Raw genomic sequence first — 16,868 nt, 5'->3', positions numbered from 1 at the left:
ACGGCCGCCACACTTGCCGCCATCGATCGGCTTTCGCGATCCCGCCACGATGCAGCGTTTGTTAAGGCCCCGGTCCTATTCTGCGTCCTCTCGTTCCAGCCAGAACTCGTCGGGGATAGCCATGTTTCGAGCCGCTTCGTCTGCCGCAGCCTTTCTGCTTGCCGGCGTCCTTGCCGCCCATGCCGGCGGCGATCCGGCACTGGGCAAGAGGGTCTTCAACCGATGCATGGCCTGCCATGAAGCAGCGAGCGACCGCGACAAGGTCGGCCCGCATCTGATGGGTGTCGTCGGCCGCGCCGCCGGCAGTGCCGAGAGCTTCCTCGGCCATTACTCCGAAGCGATGAAGAGTGCAGGCGCCGCCGGTCTCGTCTGGGACGAGGCCAACCTCGCCGAGTATCTGAAGGCGCCGCGGCAAAAAGTGCCCGGTAACAAGATGGCCTTTGCCGGCCTGAACAACGACGAGGACATCGCCAATGTCATCGCTTATCTGAAGGCCGATCCCAAGCCCTGAGCCAGGATTATTCCGTCCCCGCGATGGACGCCGAGCTGCCACCGTCCTCACCGCGCTCGATGCTCCGTCGGATTTCAGGCATTCGTGGCAGCGGGGGACTGAATGCCTGGCCGACATCCGCCGACGTTGAAGTTCAATGACAGTTGAACCACGCGTAGTCCAAACGATCCTTTCGCCATGATCGCGGATCGATTGCGTTTCAAGGGCGTGGGCAAGGTTTTTGTTTTCGAAGCGCCCCTGTCTTCACGTCTTTCAATCCCCTGAAGCCCCACATATATTCGCCGCTGTTCGCAATCAGCGACCTGATGCCGGAGCGGGAGGCCCTTATGGCGACATTGCAGAATTTCGATGCCGAAATTGCCAGGACCAAGCAGGTCGTCCAGGACATGCGCACCAAGATAGACCAGTCCGGCGCCGTGCTCGACAAACTTGCCACCGCCGACAAGAAGATCGGCGACGCCAATTTCGATATCGAGAACGCCCGCATCGAAGACGTGCTGAAGCAACAGAAGGTGATGGAAGGCAATATTGCCGACCTGATCATCGGGCTGGAGGACGCCACCAACGTTTTCGGCGCCGAGTTCGAGAGCATGAAGAACTACACCGGCTGGGAAAACTTCATCGGCATCTTCTCCAGCCAACGCAAGCAGCGTCTGCGCACCGACCGCGTCCGCAACATGTCACTGGCGGGCAACCTGCAGGAACTGCTGGCCAAGTCCGACACCATCGTCGGCATATTGAAGGCGCAGAAAGAAGTCCTCGACCAGCGCTACAAAACCTCCGAGACCAGCCTGTCGCAGGTTATCGAGCGCCGCAAGGCCACCATGTCCAACCTGGAAACCGTGCAGAAGCGCATCGAGGAGCTCAATCCGATGCTGCTCGACATCGAAAACAAGATCGCGGCCTCCACCAGCCAGAAGGAACGCACGCAGCTCGAAGGCGAACGTTCCAAGCTCGCCACGGAATACAATGAGAAGCAGGCCAAGGAACAGGAGTTGCTGGCCGAGAGCCAGACGCTGGAGCGCTACACCTCGATGTTCCAGACCTTCGTCGATTCGCTCAACAACCAGATCGCCGCACAGTCGACCCTGATCAACAAGCTGACCATCGACACCGAGCAGCGCATCGTCCTCTACAAGGCACTGGAGGATTCGCTGAAGACCGCCGCCCAGCAGGATGTGGCCCACAAGATCAACACGCTGGGCAGCCAGGTCGACAACACCGCCGAGGAGACCATGGCCGGCATCGGCGCCGCCTCGCAGAAGCACATTGGCGACCTGCTCGAGATGCACGAGAAGAACATGGTTGCCACCGCCGACATCCAGCGCCGCAAGAAACTGGCCGACGACGCCTTCGCCCGCCGTTTCGACGAAGTGCTGAAGAAGCACAATTCGGCCAATTACGTGCAGTCGTAATTGCATTGCTGCACTCGCCAATGTCGCGTTCCGTCACGCCCCCCTCTGTCCTGCCGGACATCTCCCCCTCAAGGGGGGAGATCGCTTGTGACATCGGCTTTCGCCAATCTTCAACACCGAAAAAAAATGCGAGACGAAGCAACAGCCAATCTCCCCCCTTGAGGGGGAGATGTCCGGCAGGACAGAGGGGGGTGCTTGGCACCGACTTGAGGCTAGTAGCATGATCTCCGAAAACGACGCGGCGGCGCGGTATTTCTCGGCAATCACGGCAGCGCTCAGCGGGCTGGAAGTGTTCATGCGCGACGATCGCTCGCCGCTCTACCGGCACGGCATCGTCGCCAAGATCGTCGCGGAATACATCGCCCGGCTCGACAAGTCGTTCTCCTGCTGGCGCAACCGGCTGGGCTTCATGGACACGTTCCGCATTTCGCGCGCCGAAAGCGGATTCCCGGTGTTCCAGAACCTGCTTGAGCTCGAAAATGACCGCCGCCAGGCTGACACGCGGCTCGCCAACATCCCGCTGGCCGACGAATTGCGCGAGGAGATGGCCGACTTCATCCTGCGCCACAAGGAATTCCCCCAAGCGCTGCAGAAGTCGATGGCCGAGAGGCTTTATCTCGAGGACGTCAAGAGCGAGCAGACCTTCGGCCCCTTCACCCTGGCGCAGACGGCCAAGGTTTCCGTCAATCCGAAGACGGCGCGGCCCTACTACCTCGTCCATTGGGCGACCTTCGACGGCAGCGCCAACCTGCCGCTGGTCTACATGGTGACGGTGGAAGATTCCTCCGAAGACATGATCCGCCAGCTCGTCGACCGCAATGGCAAGCTCAACGACCAGATCGACATTCCATTGCCAGTCGATGGCCTGCTCAATCCCGAGCTTGCCCATCGCTTCGACGATTTCACCGAAAAGAACTCGGCCTACACACTGTCGCCGGCAACCATCGCCGTCAACCTCGACAAGGACTTCGAGCCGCTGCACCCCAAGCAGCTTCGGCGCGTCGTGCTCGGCCCCTTCTATTCGGCCGGGATCACCGACAACAATTCTACGGTGACCGAGGTTCTGGCCAAGGTGCGCAAGCCGGAGAACGCCTGGCTGCTGACCTGGACCATCCAGGAGGTCTATTCCAAGGGCGAGAAGCCCGGCCGCAAGGGGCTGTTTTCGAGCGAGAAGACGACGCAGGAGTTCTTCATCAACACCGACGACCTCGAGGCCGCGCGCCAGGGCGTGTCGAGCTACGAAAACCACGCATTGATCCCGCACGAGGCCTACCAGGCGCTCTATGCCGCCGGCGAGGCGCAGAAGATCTTTTCCGGCTACAAGGTCCATATCCTGTCCAACGGACAGGTCATCTCGGACGTCTGACCGTCACACCACGGAGCAACCTTCATGGATACCGGCCTGACCACCATCCCGGAAGCGGCGATCGAGAAGCACCGCGCCACCGCGCAAAGCTTCATCACCCGCATCGTCGTGCTGGAAGACCCGTCTAGCTCCTCCGGCTCCGCGCTTGCCGGCACCAATCGCCGCTTCGTCTCCACCGTCTCTGTCGGTTCGGTGCGCCGCACGCGCGAGGTCGAGCTGGCGAAGACCGTCGGCGCCGTTCACCCCGACGACCAGTTGCTGACCATCCCGCAGCACACACTTTTGTTTCGCGCCCGGCGCGGCACGGCGCTCGCGCTCGCCATATCGGATGTTTTCGCCGAAGGCTCGGATCTCGAAAGCCTGCAGGCCAGGAACACCCGCGCTCCCCTCGAAGGCGACGAGGCCGCCACGTTCAAGAAGCTTCTGTCGGCCTCGGCTTACATTGCCGCCTTCAGCCTGTCCTCCTATCTGTTCCAGCTCATCGACAGCGACGGCGAGGCGCCCAACGACATTCCCGAGCCGGATTTCCTCTTCGACACGCCGCAGGACGCGGTGAAGTCGATCCTGGCCGGTCTCGACAAGGCGATTTCGGGCGCATCCGACGATGCCGACCTGATGACCAGGGCGCGCGCCTTCGCCCGTGTCGCCATCGACGGCCTCCTGGCACGAAAAGGCCGCTTCGACGGCATCGGCCCGTTCGAGAACGCGCATGTCCGCATCGATGCCGACGATTTCACGCTCGACGGCTTCGACGTCGCGCCGGGCAAGCGTTCCAGGCCGCTGGTGATGACCTTCAAGAAACCGGAAGAGGTCGTCGGCAACCACATCGCCAAATATCAGTCGGTCAAGCTCGCCAAGATGTTGATGGCCTATGACTTCGAGCGCGAGCTGAACCCGTTCGTCGAGCTCGGCGGCTTCCTGTTCACCTTCATCGGCGACGGCGCGCCGGGCACCGGCAAGACGACGCTGATCCAGATGATTGCCGGTCTCGTCAATGGTTACTGCCAGGTCGCCGGTTATCCCTTCGCCTACGAGAATTTCGGCGTCGACCAGATCTCGTCCTATCAGGGCAAGTCCGGCCAGAACTGCCGCCAGTTCATCAACAATGTGTTGAACCCGCGCGTCATCGGCTTCGGCACCATCGACGACATCGACCAGGTGGCGGCGCGCCGTTCCGACGACCGCGCCTCGGCCGGCCAGCAGGAGATCACCGGCGTGCTGATGGACGCCTTCGCCGGTGCCGCCACAGTGGTGCGCGGCAACTGCTCGTTCGGCATGTTCTCCAACTATCCCGAAAATGTCGACGATGCGCTGCGCCAGCGCGCCGGCGCCCGCTGGCTGGTCGACGGGCCGCAGACGCGTGACGATTACATCGACATTTTCGTGCTGCTCGCCGGCAAGAACCACAAGATCCCGCTCGGCGACCACGAACTCTACGCCGCGCAGGAGATCCAGCGCGCCGTGGCCGAAGCCTATGAGGAGCACGAGAAGCCGCAGGAGGACGGGCTGATGCGGGTCCATGAGCGCTACATGAAGGAGAATGGCGCGCCCAAGACCATGGCCGACATCGGCACCTATCTGCACCTGATCAAGCAGGCCGAGCCGCGCTTCACCGGCCGCGCCATCAAGAACGTCACCGACGCCATCAAGATGCGCGCCATGGACATCGAGCTTCCCGACGACTGGTTCGAAAAACCAGAGGTTTTCATGCACAAGAGCTATGACGAGAAGAAAGTGATGATCGAGCAACTGCGCGGCCCGTTCTCGATGGACATGGTCATGCAGGAGATCAACCGCTACGCCGACAGCGAGTTCCGCTACTCCGACAAGTCCGACGACTCCGCCGTGGAAAAGCTGCTGCGTGACGCGCGGCTGCGCGAACGGGCAGCGCGTGAGATGGAGGAGATGAAGAAAAAGGGGCTGTGGAATGCGTGATGCGCTCCGGCCTTTCCTTCTCCCCTTGTGGGAGAAGGAATAATGGCCCGCAAACCCGATCTCCTGCGCGACAACGAGCTCATTTACGGCCGGCTGCTCGTCGTCGACGAGCCGCATCTCATCGAGCGCTACAACAAGGCGCTTGCCGCCTTCGGCCTCGAGCCCACCAAGCTGAAGAGCTTCCAGATCGACCGCACCGGTTTTTCGCCGGAAGTGGCGGAGGAATGCGGCGACTACGGCTACCTCGATCCCAATGAGGTCAACCGCCGCTTCATCATCCTGACGCCGTCGCAGATCGACCTGCCGGTGGTGCACACCGCCTTCTCCAACACCTCGCAGCTGATGTTCGAGTTCATGTCCAGGAATCAGCGCGCCATCGACGCGCTGACCATCAAGGATGTCATCTACGGCGAGATCGAGGATTCCATTCCCAAGGTCAACGATATCGAGGATCTGCTGTCGATCAACCAAGTCGAGTTCAAGGTGCTGTCGGCCGAAGATGTGCTGGGCAAGGCCGCGGAGCTCGGCAAGCTCGTCGACCGCCTGAAACAGGAGCCTGACGCCTGGCGCGACAACGCCATGCTCACCCGCATGGTGGAACTGGCCAAGATCTGCGGCGACATCCGCGAGAACGCGCTGGTGCCCGACCAGGTAATCTTCCGCCACAACGCCTACTGGACCAGCCATTTCGGCGGGCTCTACGTGTTCGTCGACCCCGACATGACGACCGTCATCAGCGATCCGGCGGCCCCCGGTTTCCGCCGCTCGCGGCCGTGGCAGGTAAGCTATCTCTCGATCAAGGACGCCGACAAGGTGTTCAAGTTCCTCGCCGCCACCGGCCGCATCGAACTGCCGCGCGCCTCCTGGATCGAAGCCTCGGGCTATCTCGAGCACCGCGCCGAGATGGTGGTGCGTGCGCTGATCCGCGACGCCGAGCCGAACCGCAATCTGACCGACGTCGACAAGGTCTGGCTGCAGACCTGGATCCAGGGTCATGCCGACCTGATCACCAGGGACGGCAATTTCCCCTTCCTCAACGCCGCCAAGCGCGAGATTGCCCAGCTCGGCCATCTCAAGATCGAGGATGTGTTCCCGCAGCAGCGCTTCCTGGTGGTCCGCGCCAAGCCCGACCATCCCGACGCCTGGCTGACCAACCGGCTGATCTCGGATTTCGTGCCGTCGGACTTCGTCTCGCGCTACGTCTTCAACAAGCAGGGCTTCTACAAGGACTATGAGGACTTCAGCGACGCCTGGCGATCGCATGTTGTGGACATTCTGAAAACCACATATCTGAAGGACAAGGTGGCGTTCCGCACGCGCCTTTACGGCCTGACTGACTAGAACGAAACCGGCCGTCATTTCGTTCTAACTTGTTGTTTTGGCGCATGATGTTATCCAAAAAGTCCGCAACTTTTTGACATTACGCTTTGAGGGGGTGACACAGCCATGCTCGATCCGATCGTGAACTTCTTCGTCAGGATTTTCCAATGGATCGGCCGCGGCATCGGGCTTCTGATCGGCGTCATCTTGTGGCCGTTCATCTGGGCCGGGCGCTGGTATACGCAGCGCGGTTGGATCCTCAAGGCCGTGCTCGGCCTCGCCTTGCTCGTGCTGCTCGGCCTCTATGCCAATTTCTTCTACGCCACACAGTGGTGGAACAATTTCAACCCGAGCTATCCCGACACCTACACGTTCGAGAAGCGCAACATCTCGGCGGGCGAACAGGTAGCCGCCGGTGCCGGTGCCGACACTGCCAGGACCTGCGGCAACTCCGGCATCGCCCAGATTGCCGCCGATTTGACCGACTTCAACGTCAACCAGAATGCCTGGATCTCGTCGATGATCCTCTACAAGCTCGGCCTGTTCGGCATCAGCTGGGACAACACGCCGTGGATGGACAACAAGGCCTCGTTCCAGCGCGGCATCAACCAGGCGGTGCGCCGCACCGCGACCGAGCTCGCCGACAATCTCGGCCGTGTGCGCACGACATCGCAGATCGACGCCGACCTGCAGGATGCGCGCGGCAATCTGCAGTTCGACGAGTACACCTGGTATTTCGGTGTAAGCCCGTTCGGCCCGAAGACGCCGACCCCGAGCTATTATCGCGACGCCGTGCGCAAGCTGCGCTCCTTCAACGCCCGCCTCGCCACCTGCCAGGCCACCTTCGATGCCCGCGCCGACAATCTGAAGCAATATATCGACCGTATCGCCAGCGATATCGGCTCAACCTCGGCCATCCTCAAGGAACGTGCCGAAAACCACAACAATGGCTGGTTCGATTTCCGCGCCGACGACCGCTACTGGTTCGCCTATGGCCAGCTCTACGCCTATTACGGACTGATGAAGGGCGCGCAGGCCGACTTCGAGGACGTCATCAAGGAAAAGCACCTGCAGAGCCTGTGGGATACGATGGACGCGCAGTTCGTCTCAGCGCTGCGCATCCAGCCCTTCATCATCGCCAATGGCCGCGAGGACGGCTGGCTGCTGCCCACGCATCTGACGACCATGGGTTTCTATGTGCTCAGGGTGCGTTCCAACATGGTCGAAATCAGCAACGTGCTGACGCAGTAGGGCCGGTCGGCCCAATGCATGTCACCCAAAAGTGGTCCGGCCTGGGAAGAACGATATGCATGGAAACAAATGCCTGAAGCGCGATGCGCTTTAGGCCGGCGATGGCGGATTTGCGCCGCCGTGTCTGTCGCATTCCGTGCATTGCGCGGCTGTTTTGAGACGGCGGACGCGTCCCCGCTCTGGCTTCTATACGGCGCGGCAAGCGGAGCCAGAAAGAACCGGAGGCAGGTCGGCCCGCCGCAGAGGAATTTTCTTCATAGGAAACATAGTTGCATGAAAGTTGACGCCACGGCAGCGAGAGGGCTAGAACATGCCCTTGCCCGCGCGGCGTATCGAACATGCACCAGTGATCAACCCGTCCCCTCCACCGTCCAATCCAGAGGAAAGCCGTCATGGCAGAAGTGAAGTCCGACATCGAGATCGCCCGCGGTGCGAAGAAAAAACAGATCCAGGAGATCGGCGCCAAGATCGGCATCCCGACCGAACACCTTTTGCCCTATGGCCATGACAAGGCGAAGGTCTCCGCCGAATTCATCAAATCGGTGAAGGGCAACAAGGACGGCAAGCTGATCCTGGTCACCGCCATCAACCCGACCCCGGCCGGCGAAGGCAAGACGACCACCACCGTCGGCCTCGGCGACGGCCTGAACCGCATCGGCAAGAAAGCGATCATCTGCATCCGCGAAGCCTCGCTCGGTCCGAATTTCGGCGTCAAGGGCGGCGCGGCCGGCGGCGGCTACGCGCAGGTCGTGCCGATGGAGGACATGAATCTCCATTTCACCGGTGACTTCCATGCCATCACCACCGCGCACAACCTCCTGTCGGCGTTGATCGACAACCACATCTACTGGGGCAATGAGCTCGGCATCGACACCCGCCGCGTCGCCTGGCGCCGCGTCATGGACATGAACGACCGGGCGCTGCGCGAGATCATCTGCTCGCTCGGCGGCGTCGCCAACGGCTATCCGCGCGAGGCCGGGTTCGACATCACCGTCGCTTCGGAGGTCATGGCCATCCTGTGCCTCGCCACCGACCTGAAGGACCTGGAGAAGCGCCTGGGCGACATCATCGTCGCCTATCGCCGCGACAAGTCGCCGGTCTATGCCCGCGACCTCAAGGCCGACGGCGCCATGGCCGTGCTGCTCAAGGACGCCATGCAGCCGAATCTGGTGCAGACGCTGGAGAACAATCCGGCCTTCGTGCATGGCGGCCCGTTCGCCAACATCGCGCATGGCTGCAACTCGGTGGTCGCCACCACGACGGCGCTCAAGCTTGCCGACTACGTCGTCACGGAAGCCGGCTTCGGCGCCGACCTCGGCGCGGAAAAATTCTTCGACATCAAGTGCCGCAAGGCCGGGCTGAAGCCGGCGGCGGCGGTCATCGTCGCCACCGTACGCGCCATGAAAATGAATGGCGGCGTCAAGAAGGAAGACCTCGGCAAGGAAAACATCGAGGCGGTGAAGAAGGGCTGCGCCAATCTCGGCCGCCACATCGAGAACATCAGGCAGTTCGGCGTGCCGGCGGTAGTCGCCATCAACCACTTCTACTCCGACACAGATGGCGAAATCCAGGCGATGAAGGATTATGTCGCCTCGATGGGCGAAGAGGCGATCCTGTGCAAGCACTGGGCCAACGGCTCGGCCGGCATCGAGGATCTCGCCAAGAAAGTGGTGGCGCTGGCCGAATCCGGTGCCTCGCAGTTCGCGCCGCTCTATCACGACGCCATGCCGCTGTTCGAGAAGATCAACACCATCGTCCAGCGCATCTATCGCGGCTCGGAAGCGATCGCCGACAAGTCGGTGCGCGACCAGTTGCACGCCTGGGAGCAGGCCGGCTACGGCCACTTGCCGGTCTGCATGGCCAAGACGCAGTATTCCTTCTCGACCGACCCGAACCTGCGCGGCGCGCCGACCGGCCACACCGTACCGGTGCGTGAGGTCAGGCTTTCGGCGGGCGCGGGTTTCGTCGTCATCATCTGCGGCGAGGTCATGACCATGCCCGGCCTGCCCAGGGCGCCGTCGTCGGAAAAGATCTTCCTCAACGAAGCCGGCCAGATCGAAGGCCTGTTCTAGAAATCCTCAATTCCAAAAAGTGCTAAGGGCGCCGCAGCGATGCGGCGCCCTTTCTGTTTCCGGAAATTCCTACGCAGCGTTGCGCGACAGTGCCCGCTGGTTGGAGCCGAAGATCGTGTCGCGTTCCGGCAAGGTGCCGGTCTTCAGGCATTCGATCCATTCGGCGGTCTTGAGCACCGCGGCGAAGCGCGACTGCAGGATGATTGTCACCACGCGGTGGATCTCCTCGGCCGAGGCATAGCCGGCGCTGTTGGCGTAAGGCACCGAGCCGGTCGCATCGGACAGGAACTCGACGGCAAAGCCCATATGCACGGCGTGGATGATGGTCGACAGGTCGCAATTATGCGTCATGTAGCCGACCACCACGATCGTATCGATGGCGTTGGCGCGCAGCCACTCTTCGAGATCGGTGCCGGTGAAGGCGGAAGGCAGCGTCTTCTCGACATAGTGGTCGCGTGGCCGCCTCGATATCTCGGGATGCAATTCCGCGCCATGGCTGCCCTTGGCGAAGATTGGCGACGTCTCCGGCGCCATCTGCTTGACGACCACCACCTTGATACCGGCCGCTGCTGCCATGTCCATGGCGCGCGCCACGTTGACGACGCTGTCGCGGAACGGCGGATACTGGATGGCGAGATTGCCGCCGTCATAGTCATTCTGGACGTCCACGACGACGAGCGCGCGGCGCGGCGTCTTGCTGGCTGGTTCGGATATGATGCATTCCTTTCAGGCTTGATGTGATGCCCGAGCATAGGTCCGCCACCATCGGGCGAAAGTGGCCCGATTGACATCATTCGAAAGAATTGGGACAATCCGCCATAACCCGCGCAGAAATCCCTGGCACAGACATGACCCACCCGATCGTCGCCGTCCTCGCCTTCGACGGCATCAGCCCGTTCCATCTCTCCGTCCCTTGCCTGGTGTTCGGCGAGGATCGCACATCGTTCGGCCTGCCGCGCTTCGACTTCCGCATCTGCGCGATCGGGGCCGGGCCCGTCCACACCGAGGCCGGGCTGAGCGTCGCCGCGCCGCATGGGCTTGAGGGGCTCGACGGCGCCGACATCGTCATCGTGCCGAGTTGGCGGGATCTCGAAGACCCGCTGCCGGAACCGCTGACCCAGGCATTGCGGCGGGCCCACCGCAGTGGTGCCCTGATCGTCGGCCTTTGCCTGGGAACATTCGCAGTCGCTGCTGCCGGACTGCTTGGCGGTCGGCGTGCGGCCACGCATTGGGCCTATGCCGAGCGGCTTCAGAAGCTTCATCCCGACATCGCGGTGGACGCCGAGGTGCTCTATGTCGACAATGGCGACGTGGTGACGTCGGCCGGCGTCGCGGCCGGGCTCGACTGCTGCCTCCATATCGTTCGCGCCCGCTACGGCGCCGAGGCAGCACTGCGGCTCGCACGGCAGATCGTGCTCTCCCCGCACCGGCAAGGCGGACAGGCGCAGTTCATCGAGCGTCCGCTGGCGAGGAGCGCCGATACCGACAGGTTCACACAAGCACTCGACACCGTGCGCGCGACGCTCGGCGAAGCGCACAGCCTGGACCGCGTCGCCGAAGCCGCCGGCCTGACCCGGCGCACCTTCACCCGCCGCTTCCAGAAATCGATCGGCACCAGTTTCGGCGATTGGCTGATCGAGCAACGGCTTGAACTGGCGCAGCGTCTGCTCGAGTCGACGGAAAAATCGATGGACGTCGTGGCCTTCGAGGCCGGCTTCGGCAGCGCCGCTTCGCTACGCCAGCATTTTTCGGCGCGTCTCAGGACCTCACCGGCGCAATACCGGCGTGAATTTTCCAGGCGGGCCGACCAGGGCGACCGGTCGCCGCACGCGCTTTCGCACTGAGCGACCGCCGGGCACTCAACCGCGTTTGACCGCCCGCGCCGGATTGCCGACCACCGTCATGTTCGCGGGCACGTCGCGCGTCACCACGGCGCCGGCGCCGACGATGGCGCCCTCGCCGATGCTGACGCCGCCGAGGATGACGGCACTGCCGCCGATCCAGGCATCGGCACCGATCTCGACCGGCCTGGCGATTTCCAGCCCGGCTTGTCGCCCCGCGGCCTCCCTGTGATGCTCGGCGCAATAGATCTGCACATTGGGGCCGAGCAGCGTTCCCTTGCCGATGCGCACGCTTGCCGTGTCGAGAATGATGCAGCCGGCATTGAGAAAGACGCCGTCCCCGAGAAAGATGTTGAAGCCATAGGCACAGTGGACCGGCGCCTCGATGCGGGCGCCCTCGCCCGCGCCGCCGAGCAGATCCCGCAAGGCAGGCCCGATGTTGCCGCGCTGACGGGGCGCAAGCGAATTGTGCTCGAATACGGCGCCCGCAGCCACGCCGCGCAGCGCCTCCAGTTCGTCATCCATGCACGTATACCACTCGCCCGCCGCCATTTTTGCGCGTTCGCTCTCAGCCATGCGGTGCCTCCGTCATCATTGCCACGCACCGTTGCGGCGTAAGAGAGCGCCTATGCAAGTACTGGCCAAATACCGGACCTATGGTAGCCTGCCTTTTCAGGGCTGTCCCGGCCCGGGATCGAGGGGGATGAACATGCTTTACATTCTTGCACTTCTGATCGGGGTCATTGCCGGCCTGCGCGCCATGACCGCGCCGGCCGCCGTCGCCTGGGGCGCCTGGCTCGGCTGGCTGCCGGTTGCCGGCACCTGGGCAAGCTTCATGAGCCACTGGGCCGCTGTCGGCATTTTCACTATTCTGGCTATCGTCGAGCTGGTCACCGACCAGTTGCCGTCGACGCCGAGCCGCAAGGTGCCGCAGCAATTCGGCGCCCGTATCCTGCTCGGTGCCTTCAGCGGCGCCGTGATCGGCGCCACTGGCGGCGCCACCATCGCCTGCCTGATCGCCGGCGCCATAGGGGCCGTCATCGGCACGCTCGGCGGCGCGGAGGCGCGCGGCCGGTTGGCGGCCGCCTTCGGCAAGGACCAGCCCGCGGCCTTCATCGAGGACGCGGTCGCGATCGTCGGCGGCCTCTTGATCGTGGCGGCGGTGGCATGACGGCGAAAACCTTCGATGCCATCGTCATCGGTGCCGGCCAGGCCGGCCCTCCGCTGGCCGGCCGGCTGACCGCGGCCGGCATGAGCGTGGCGCTGATCGAGCGCAAGCTGGTCGGCGGCACCTGCGTCAACACCGGCTGCATGCCGACCAAGGCCATGGTCGCCAGCGCCTATGCCGCGCATCTGGCGCGGCGCGCCGCGGACTATGGCGTGACCCTCTCCGGCCCGGTCGGCGTCGACTATGCCAGGGTCAAGGCGCGCAAGGACAAGGTGTCGAACGACGCCCGCGGCAATCTGGAAACCTGGATCGCCGACATGGATAAATGCACGCTCTATCGCGGCCATGCGCGTTTCGAATCCGCCAACACGGTGCGCGTCGGCGATGATCTCCTAACCGCCGGCAAGATCTTTCTCAACACCGGCGGCCGCGCATCGTTACCGGATCTGCCCGGCATTCACGACATCGACTTTCTCACCAACTCTTCGATGATGGACCTCGACGTGTTGCCGCGCCACCTCGTGGTGGTCGGCGGCAGCTACATCTCGCTCGAATTCGCGCAGATGTTCCGCCGCTTCGGCGCGGAGGTCACGATTATCGAAAAGGGCTCGCGGCTGATCGGCCGCGAAGACGAGGATGTGTCCGACGCCATCCTGTTGATCCTCGAAAACGAAGGCATCGCGGTCCATCTCGGCGCCGACGCCATAAGCTTCGCCAGGCAGGGCGAGGATATTGCTGTTGCCTTCTCCGCCGGCAAGCCGCCGGCCGTCGGCTCGCATGTGCTCCTGGCTCTGGGGCGAACGCCCAATACCGACGATCTCGGCCTCGACCAGGCCGGCATCGAGGTCGACAAACGCGGCTTCATCACCGTCGACGACCAGTTGCGCACCAGCGTGCCCGGCATCTGGGCGATGGGCGACTGCAATGGCAAGGGCGCCTTCACCCACACGTCCTACAACGATTACGAGATCGTTGCGGCCAATTTGCTCGACAATGATCCGCGCAAGGTCACCGACCGCATCGAGGCCTACGCTCTGTACATTGACCCGCCGCTCGGCCGCTGCGGCATGACCGAGGCGTCAGTGAAGAAGTCGGGACGCCGCGCGCTGGTCGGCCAGCGGCCGATGAGCCGTGTCGGCCGCGCCGTCGAGAAAGGCGAGACGCAAGGCTTCATGAAGATCCTCGTCGACGCTGACACAAGGGAAATCCTCGGCTGCTGCGTGCTTGGCCCCGGCGGCGATGAAGCCGTGCATTGCGTGCTTGACCTGATGTATGCCAAGGCGCCTGTGGACACGCTGGCGCGCGCCATGCACATCCACCCCAATGTCTCGGAACTGCTGCCAACCATCGCCCAGGAGTTGAAGCCGCTGGTCTGAACTCCGGCTTCAGCGGTCGGTTCGGCCGCTCGGCCGGGTTCGGTCAGGGTCGTTTAGGCAGCACGGCATAAGCACCGCTGCCAGTGCCTCTTTGCTCTCCGCTTTCTGCATTGCTGCATTGCGGCAATGGCGCTTGTGCGCCATGGGGCGCTCGCGCAGTTTCCATTTGAACCGATTCAGTCTGGACCTCCCATGCCTTTGCCGATCCTTGCGCTTGCCATTGCGTCCTTCTGCATCGGCACCACCGAATTCGTCATCATGGGTCTGCTGCCGGAGGTCGCCGCCGACCTTAGCGTGACCATTCCCGCGGCCGGGCTGCTGGTCACGGGCTATGCGCTGGGCGTGGTCTTCGGCGCGCCAATCGTGGCGATGGCCACCGCGCATCTGCCGCGCAAGCCGGTGCTGGTCGGACTGGCCGCACTGTTCGTCGTCGGCAACCTGCTCTGCGCCATCGCGCCCAATTACTGGATGCTGATGGGCGCGCGCGTCTTCACCGCCTTCGGCCACGGCGCCTTCTTCGGCATCGGTTCGGTCGTCGCCGCCAGCCTGGTGCCCCGCAACAAGCGTGCCAGCGCCATCGCGCTGATGTTCGCCGGCCTGACGCTGGCTAACATCCTCGGCGTTCCCGCCGGAACGGCGCTTGGCGAAGCCTTCGGCTGGCGCGCCACCTTCCTGGCGGTGGTCGGCATCGGGCTGATCTCGGTCGCGGCGATCGCTTGGCTAGTGCCGCCGGATGTCACTGAACCAAGCGGCGACGGCTTGCGCGGCGAATTGCGCGTGCTCGGCAAGCTGCAGGTGTGGCTGGCCATGCTGATCGCGGCGCTCGCCTCAGCTAGCCTGTTTGCCGTCTTCACCTACATCAAACCCTATCTCACCGACGTGTCCGGCCTCTCGACTTCAGCGGTCACCTGGGTGCTCTTGCTGTTCGGCGCCGGCATGACCATCGGCAACATCATCGGCGGCCGGCTGGCCGACTGGAAGCTGATGCCGACGGTCATCGGCACGCTGCTGCTGCTGGCGGTCCTGTTTGTCGGCTTCATGCAGTTCGGCGCTATCGCCAGTGTCGCCATAGGCATCGTCTTCCTGTGGGGCATGCTCGTCTTCGTCGTCGTGCCGCCGTTGCAGATCCGTGTCGTGGAAGCCGCTTCCGAGGGACCGAACCTTGCCGCCACGCTGAACCAGGGCGCCTTCAATGTCGGCAACGCCAGCGGCGCCTGGATCGGCGGCGTGGCGCTCTCCTGGGGCGTTTCCTATGCCAACCTGCCGCTGGTGGGCGCGGCACTCGCTCTGCTGGCGGTCGCCGTAGCCGTTGCCTCGCGGGCACTGGACCAGCGCGCTCCGGTCGTCACTCTTCAACCTGCCGCGCAGTAGCTGCTTGCGCCCATAGCGCGACAGCCTGGACCAATCGACAAGCGCACAGTCGAAGAGGCATGTCTTCTCGCCTCTCGACGGAGAAAGACCCCATGCAGAAATCGATCGAACGCATAGCCGGCGACAGCGAAGGGGTTTCCTACGAATTCCCGCTGTTTCGCTTCGCTGGAACCGACGAATCCGCGCCTTCGGCCTACCTGCAGGCAGCACTTCATGCCGGCGAACTGCCCGGAGTCGTCGCCATTGACGCACTGATGCCGATGCTGGCCAGGGCCGAGGCGGAGGGGCGCATCAAGGGCGACATCACCATCGTGCCCTGGGCCAATCCGATCGGCCGCGCCCAGTATCATTTCGGCGAACATCAGGGCCGTTTTCATCTGGGCACGCGCACCAACTTCAACCGCGGTTTCCCGCTGCTCGCCGCGCCCGACACGGCACTCCTGCCCGACACCGCGCATGGCACGCCCGACCAGCGGCTGAAGACGAGACTGGTGCAGCTTTCGCTCGGCCACGACATCGTGCTCGACCTGCATTGCGACGACGAGGGTCTCTCCTACCTGTATGTCCACACAAGCCTGTGGCCGGCAATGGCCGACTGCGCCGCCGCCATGGGCGTCGAGGCGGTGGTGCTGTGGAGTGAAGACACGGACGGCACTTTCGAGGGCGCCTCGATCATGCCCTATCAGAACGTTCCCGCCGATGTGGCGAAGCTCGGCCGGCGCGTCGTCACGACGGTCGAATATCGCGGCATCCTCGATGTCGATGGCGCGTTCGCGGCGTCGGACGCCGCGGGGCTCTACCGGCTGCTGGTGGCGCGCGGCGTGGTCGCCGACCCGGCCCTGCCCTCACCCGGTGCCTTCACCGGGGTTGTCGCGCCGCTCGAAAACATCGACATGATGCCGGCGCCCCGGGCGGGTGCCGTGCTCTATGACGTGGAGCCCGGCGACCGCGTCGCCAAGGACACGCGGCTTGCCGTCATCGTCCACGCACCGGGCGAAGCCGATGGCCGCACCGAGGTGTTCGCGCCGCAGGCCGGCATCGTCCTGACCCGGCGCTCGCGCCGTATCATCCGCGCCGGCGAGGATCTGTTGAAACTGGTGGGCGACAGGAAGAGCGCCGACGCAAGGTCCGGCACACTGGAAGATTGAGCCTCCATCGAATCCAGTGTCGGTAGCTAATCAAGTTGTCCGGTTTGGTAGCACATGATCTGTCCGCTTCTGTTTTGGCGTCGAAGCGGTTCAC

At 63.5% G+C, this 16,868-nt stretch carries 14 protein-coding genes; 12 read left to right on the top strand and 2 right to left on the bottom strand.

Annotated features, from left to right (window positions below):
- Nucleotides 1-121: 121 nt before the first annotated feature.
- The 7 genes from FJ443_RS22595 (at nucleotide 122) to FJ443_RS22560 (ending at nucleotide 9,870) form a co-directional block, all read left to right on the top strand.
- Entirely contained in the window at nucleotides 122-511 is a 390-nt protein-coding gene (locus FJ443_RS22595; RefSeq protein ID WP_140496063.1) for a cytochrome c family protein, read from the top strand.
- A gap of 326 nt (nucleotides 512-837) precedes the next feature.
- A complete protein-coding gene (locus FJ443_RS22590) occupies nucleotides 838-1,926 on the top strand; it encodes a hypothetical protein (RefSeq protein WP_140496064.1) in 1,089 nt (362 codons plus the stop codon).
- Between the two features lie 220 nt (nucleotides 1,927-2,146).
- A complete protein-coding gene (locus FJ443_RS22580) occupies nucleotides 2,147-3,292 on the top strand; it encodes a hypothetical protein (protein WP_140666054.1) in 1,146 nt (381 codons plus the stop codon).
- Nucleotides 3,293-3,316: 24 nt separating this feature from the next.
- A complete protein-coding gene (locus FJ443_RS22575) occupies nucleotides 3,317-5,227 on the top strand; it encodes an ATP-binding protein (RefSeq protein ID WP_140666052.1) in 1,911 nt (636 codons plus the stop codon).
- A gap of 42 nt (nucleotides 5,228-5,269) precedes the next feature.
- A complete protein-coding gene (locus FJ443_RS22570; protein WP_140666050.1) occupies nucleotides 5,270-6,568 on the top strand; it encodes a DUF6638 family protein in 1,299 nt (432 codons plus the stop codon).
- Nucleotides 6,569-6,673: 105 nt separating this feature from the next.
- Nucleotides 6,674-7,798, top strand: a complete 1,125-nt coding sequence (locus FJ443_RS22565) for a DUF2333 family protein (protein WP_140666048.1) — start codon at nucleotides 6,674-6,676, stop codon at nucleotides 7,796-7,798.
- 392 nt (nucleotides 7,799-8,190) lie between these two features.
- A complete protein-coding gene (locus FJ443_RS22560; RefSeq protein WP_140666046.1) occupies nucleotides 8,191-9,870 on the top strand; it encodes a formate--tetrahydrofolate ligase in 1,680 nt (559 codons plus the stop codon).
- A gap of 69 nt (nucleotides 9,871-9,939) precedes the next feature.
- On the opposite strand, the gene FJ443_RS22555 is transcribed toward FJ443_RS22560, so the two are convergent.
- Nucleotides 9,940-10,584: a cysteine hydrolase family protein gene (locus FJ443_RS22555; protein WP_140666044.1), complete on the bottom strand. Its 645-nt coding sequence runs from the start codon at nucleotides 10,582-10,584 to the stop codon at nucleotides 9,940-9,942.
- Between the two features lie 134 nt (nucleotides 10,585-10,718).
- Here FJ443_RS22555 and FJ443_RS22550 point away from each other — a divergent pair, with 134 nt between their 5' ends.
- A complete protein-coding gene (locus tag FJ443_RS22550) occupies nucleotides 10,719-11,714 on the top strand; it encodes a helix-turn-helix domain-containing protein (RefSeq protein ID WP_140666042.1) in 996 nt (331 codons plus the stop codon).
- 15 nt (nucleotides 11,715-11,729) lie between these two features.
- Here the strand turns inward: FJ443_RS22550 and FJ443_RS22545 are convergent, their stop codons facing one another.
- Nucleotides 11,730-12,287 (bottom strand): sugar O-acetyltransferase, encoded by a 558-nt coding sequence (locus FJ443_RS22545; protein WP_140624194.1) that lies wholly within the window; start codon nucleotides 12,285-12,287, stop codon nucleotides 11,730-11,732.
- Between the two features lie 133 nt (nucleotides 12,288-12,420).
- Here FJ443_RS22545 and FJ443_RS22540 point away from each other — a divergent pair, with 133 nt between their 5' ends.
- The 4 genes from FJ443_RS22540 to FJ443_RS22525 all read left to right on the top strand — a co-directional run bounded on the left by FJ443_RS22540 (nucleotide 12,421) and on the right by FJ443_RS22525 (nucleotide 16,774).
- Complete coding sequence (locus FJ443_RS22540) at nucleotides 12,421-12,882, top strand: DUF4126 domain-containing protein (protein WP_140666039.1); 462 nt, start codon at nucleotides 12,421-12,423, stop codon at nucleotides 12,880-12,882.
- A complete protein-coding gene (locus FJ443_RS22535; RefSeq protein ID WP_140666036.1) occupies nucleotides 12,879-14,255 on the top strand; it encodes an FAD-containing oxidoreductase in 1,377 nt (458 codons plus the stop codon). The genes FJ443_RS22540 and FJ443_RS22535 overlap by 4 nt, the downstream gene beginning before the upstream one ends.
- A 192-nt stretch (nucleotides 14,256-14,447) precedes the next feature.
- The gene (locus FJ443_RS22530) at nucleotides 14,448-15,626 is read left to right on the top strand and encodes an MFS transporter (protein ID WP_140582186.1); all 1,179 of its coding nucleotides are present in this window, start codon (nucleotides 14,448-14,450) and stop codon (nucleotides 15,624-15,626) included.
- A gap of 92 nt (nucleotides 15,627-15,718) precedes the next feature.
- Nucleotides 15,719-16,774 (top strand): succinylglutamate desuccinylase/aspartoacylase family protein, encoded by a 1,056-nt coding sequence (locus FJ443_RS22525; protein ID WP_140524933.1) that lies wholly within the window; start codon nucleotides 15,719-15,721, stop codon nucleotides 16,772-16,774.
- The last annotated feature ends 94 nt before the right edge of the window (nucleotides 16,775-16,868 follow it).

It is taken from the genome of Mesorhizobium sp. B2-6-1 (assembly GCF_006440475.1).
GTDB lineage: Bacteria > Pseudomonadota > Alphaproteobacteria > Rhizobiales > Rhizobiaceae > Mesorhizobium.
This window is presented reverse-complemented; position numbering and strand designations above follow the sequence as displayed.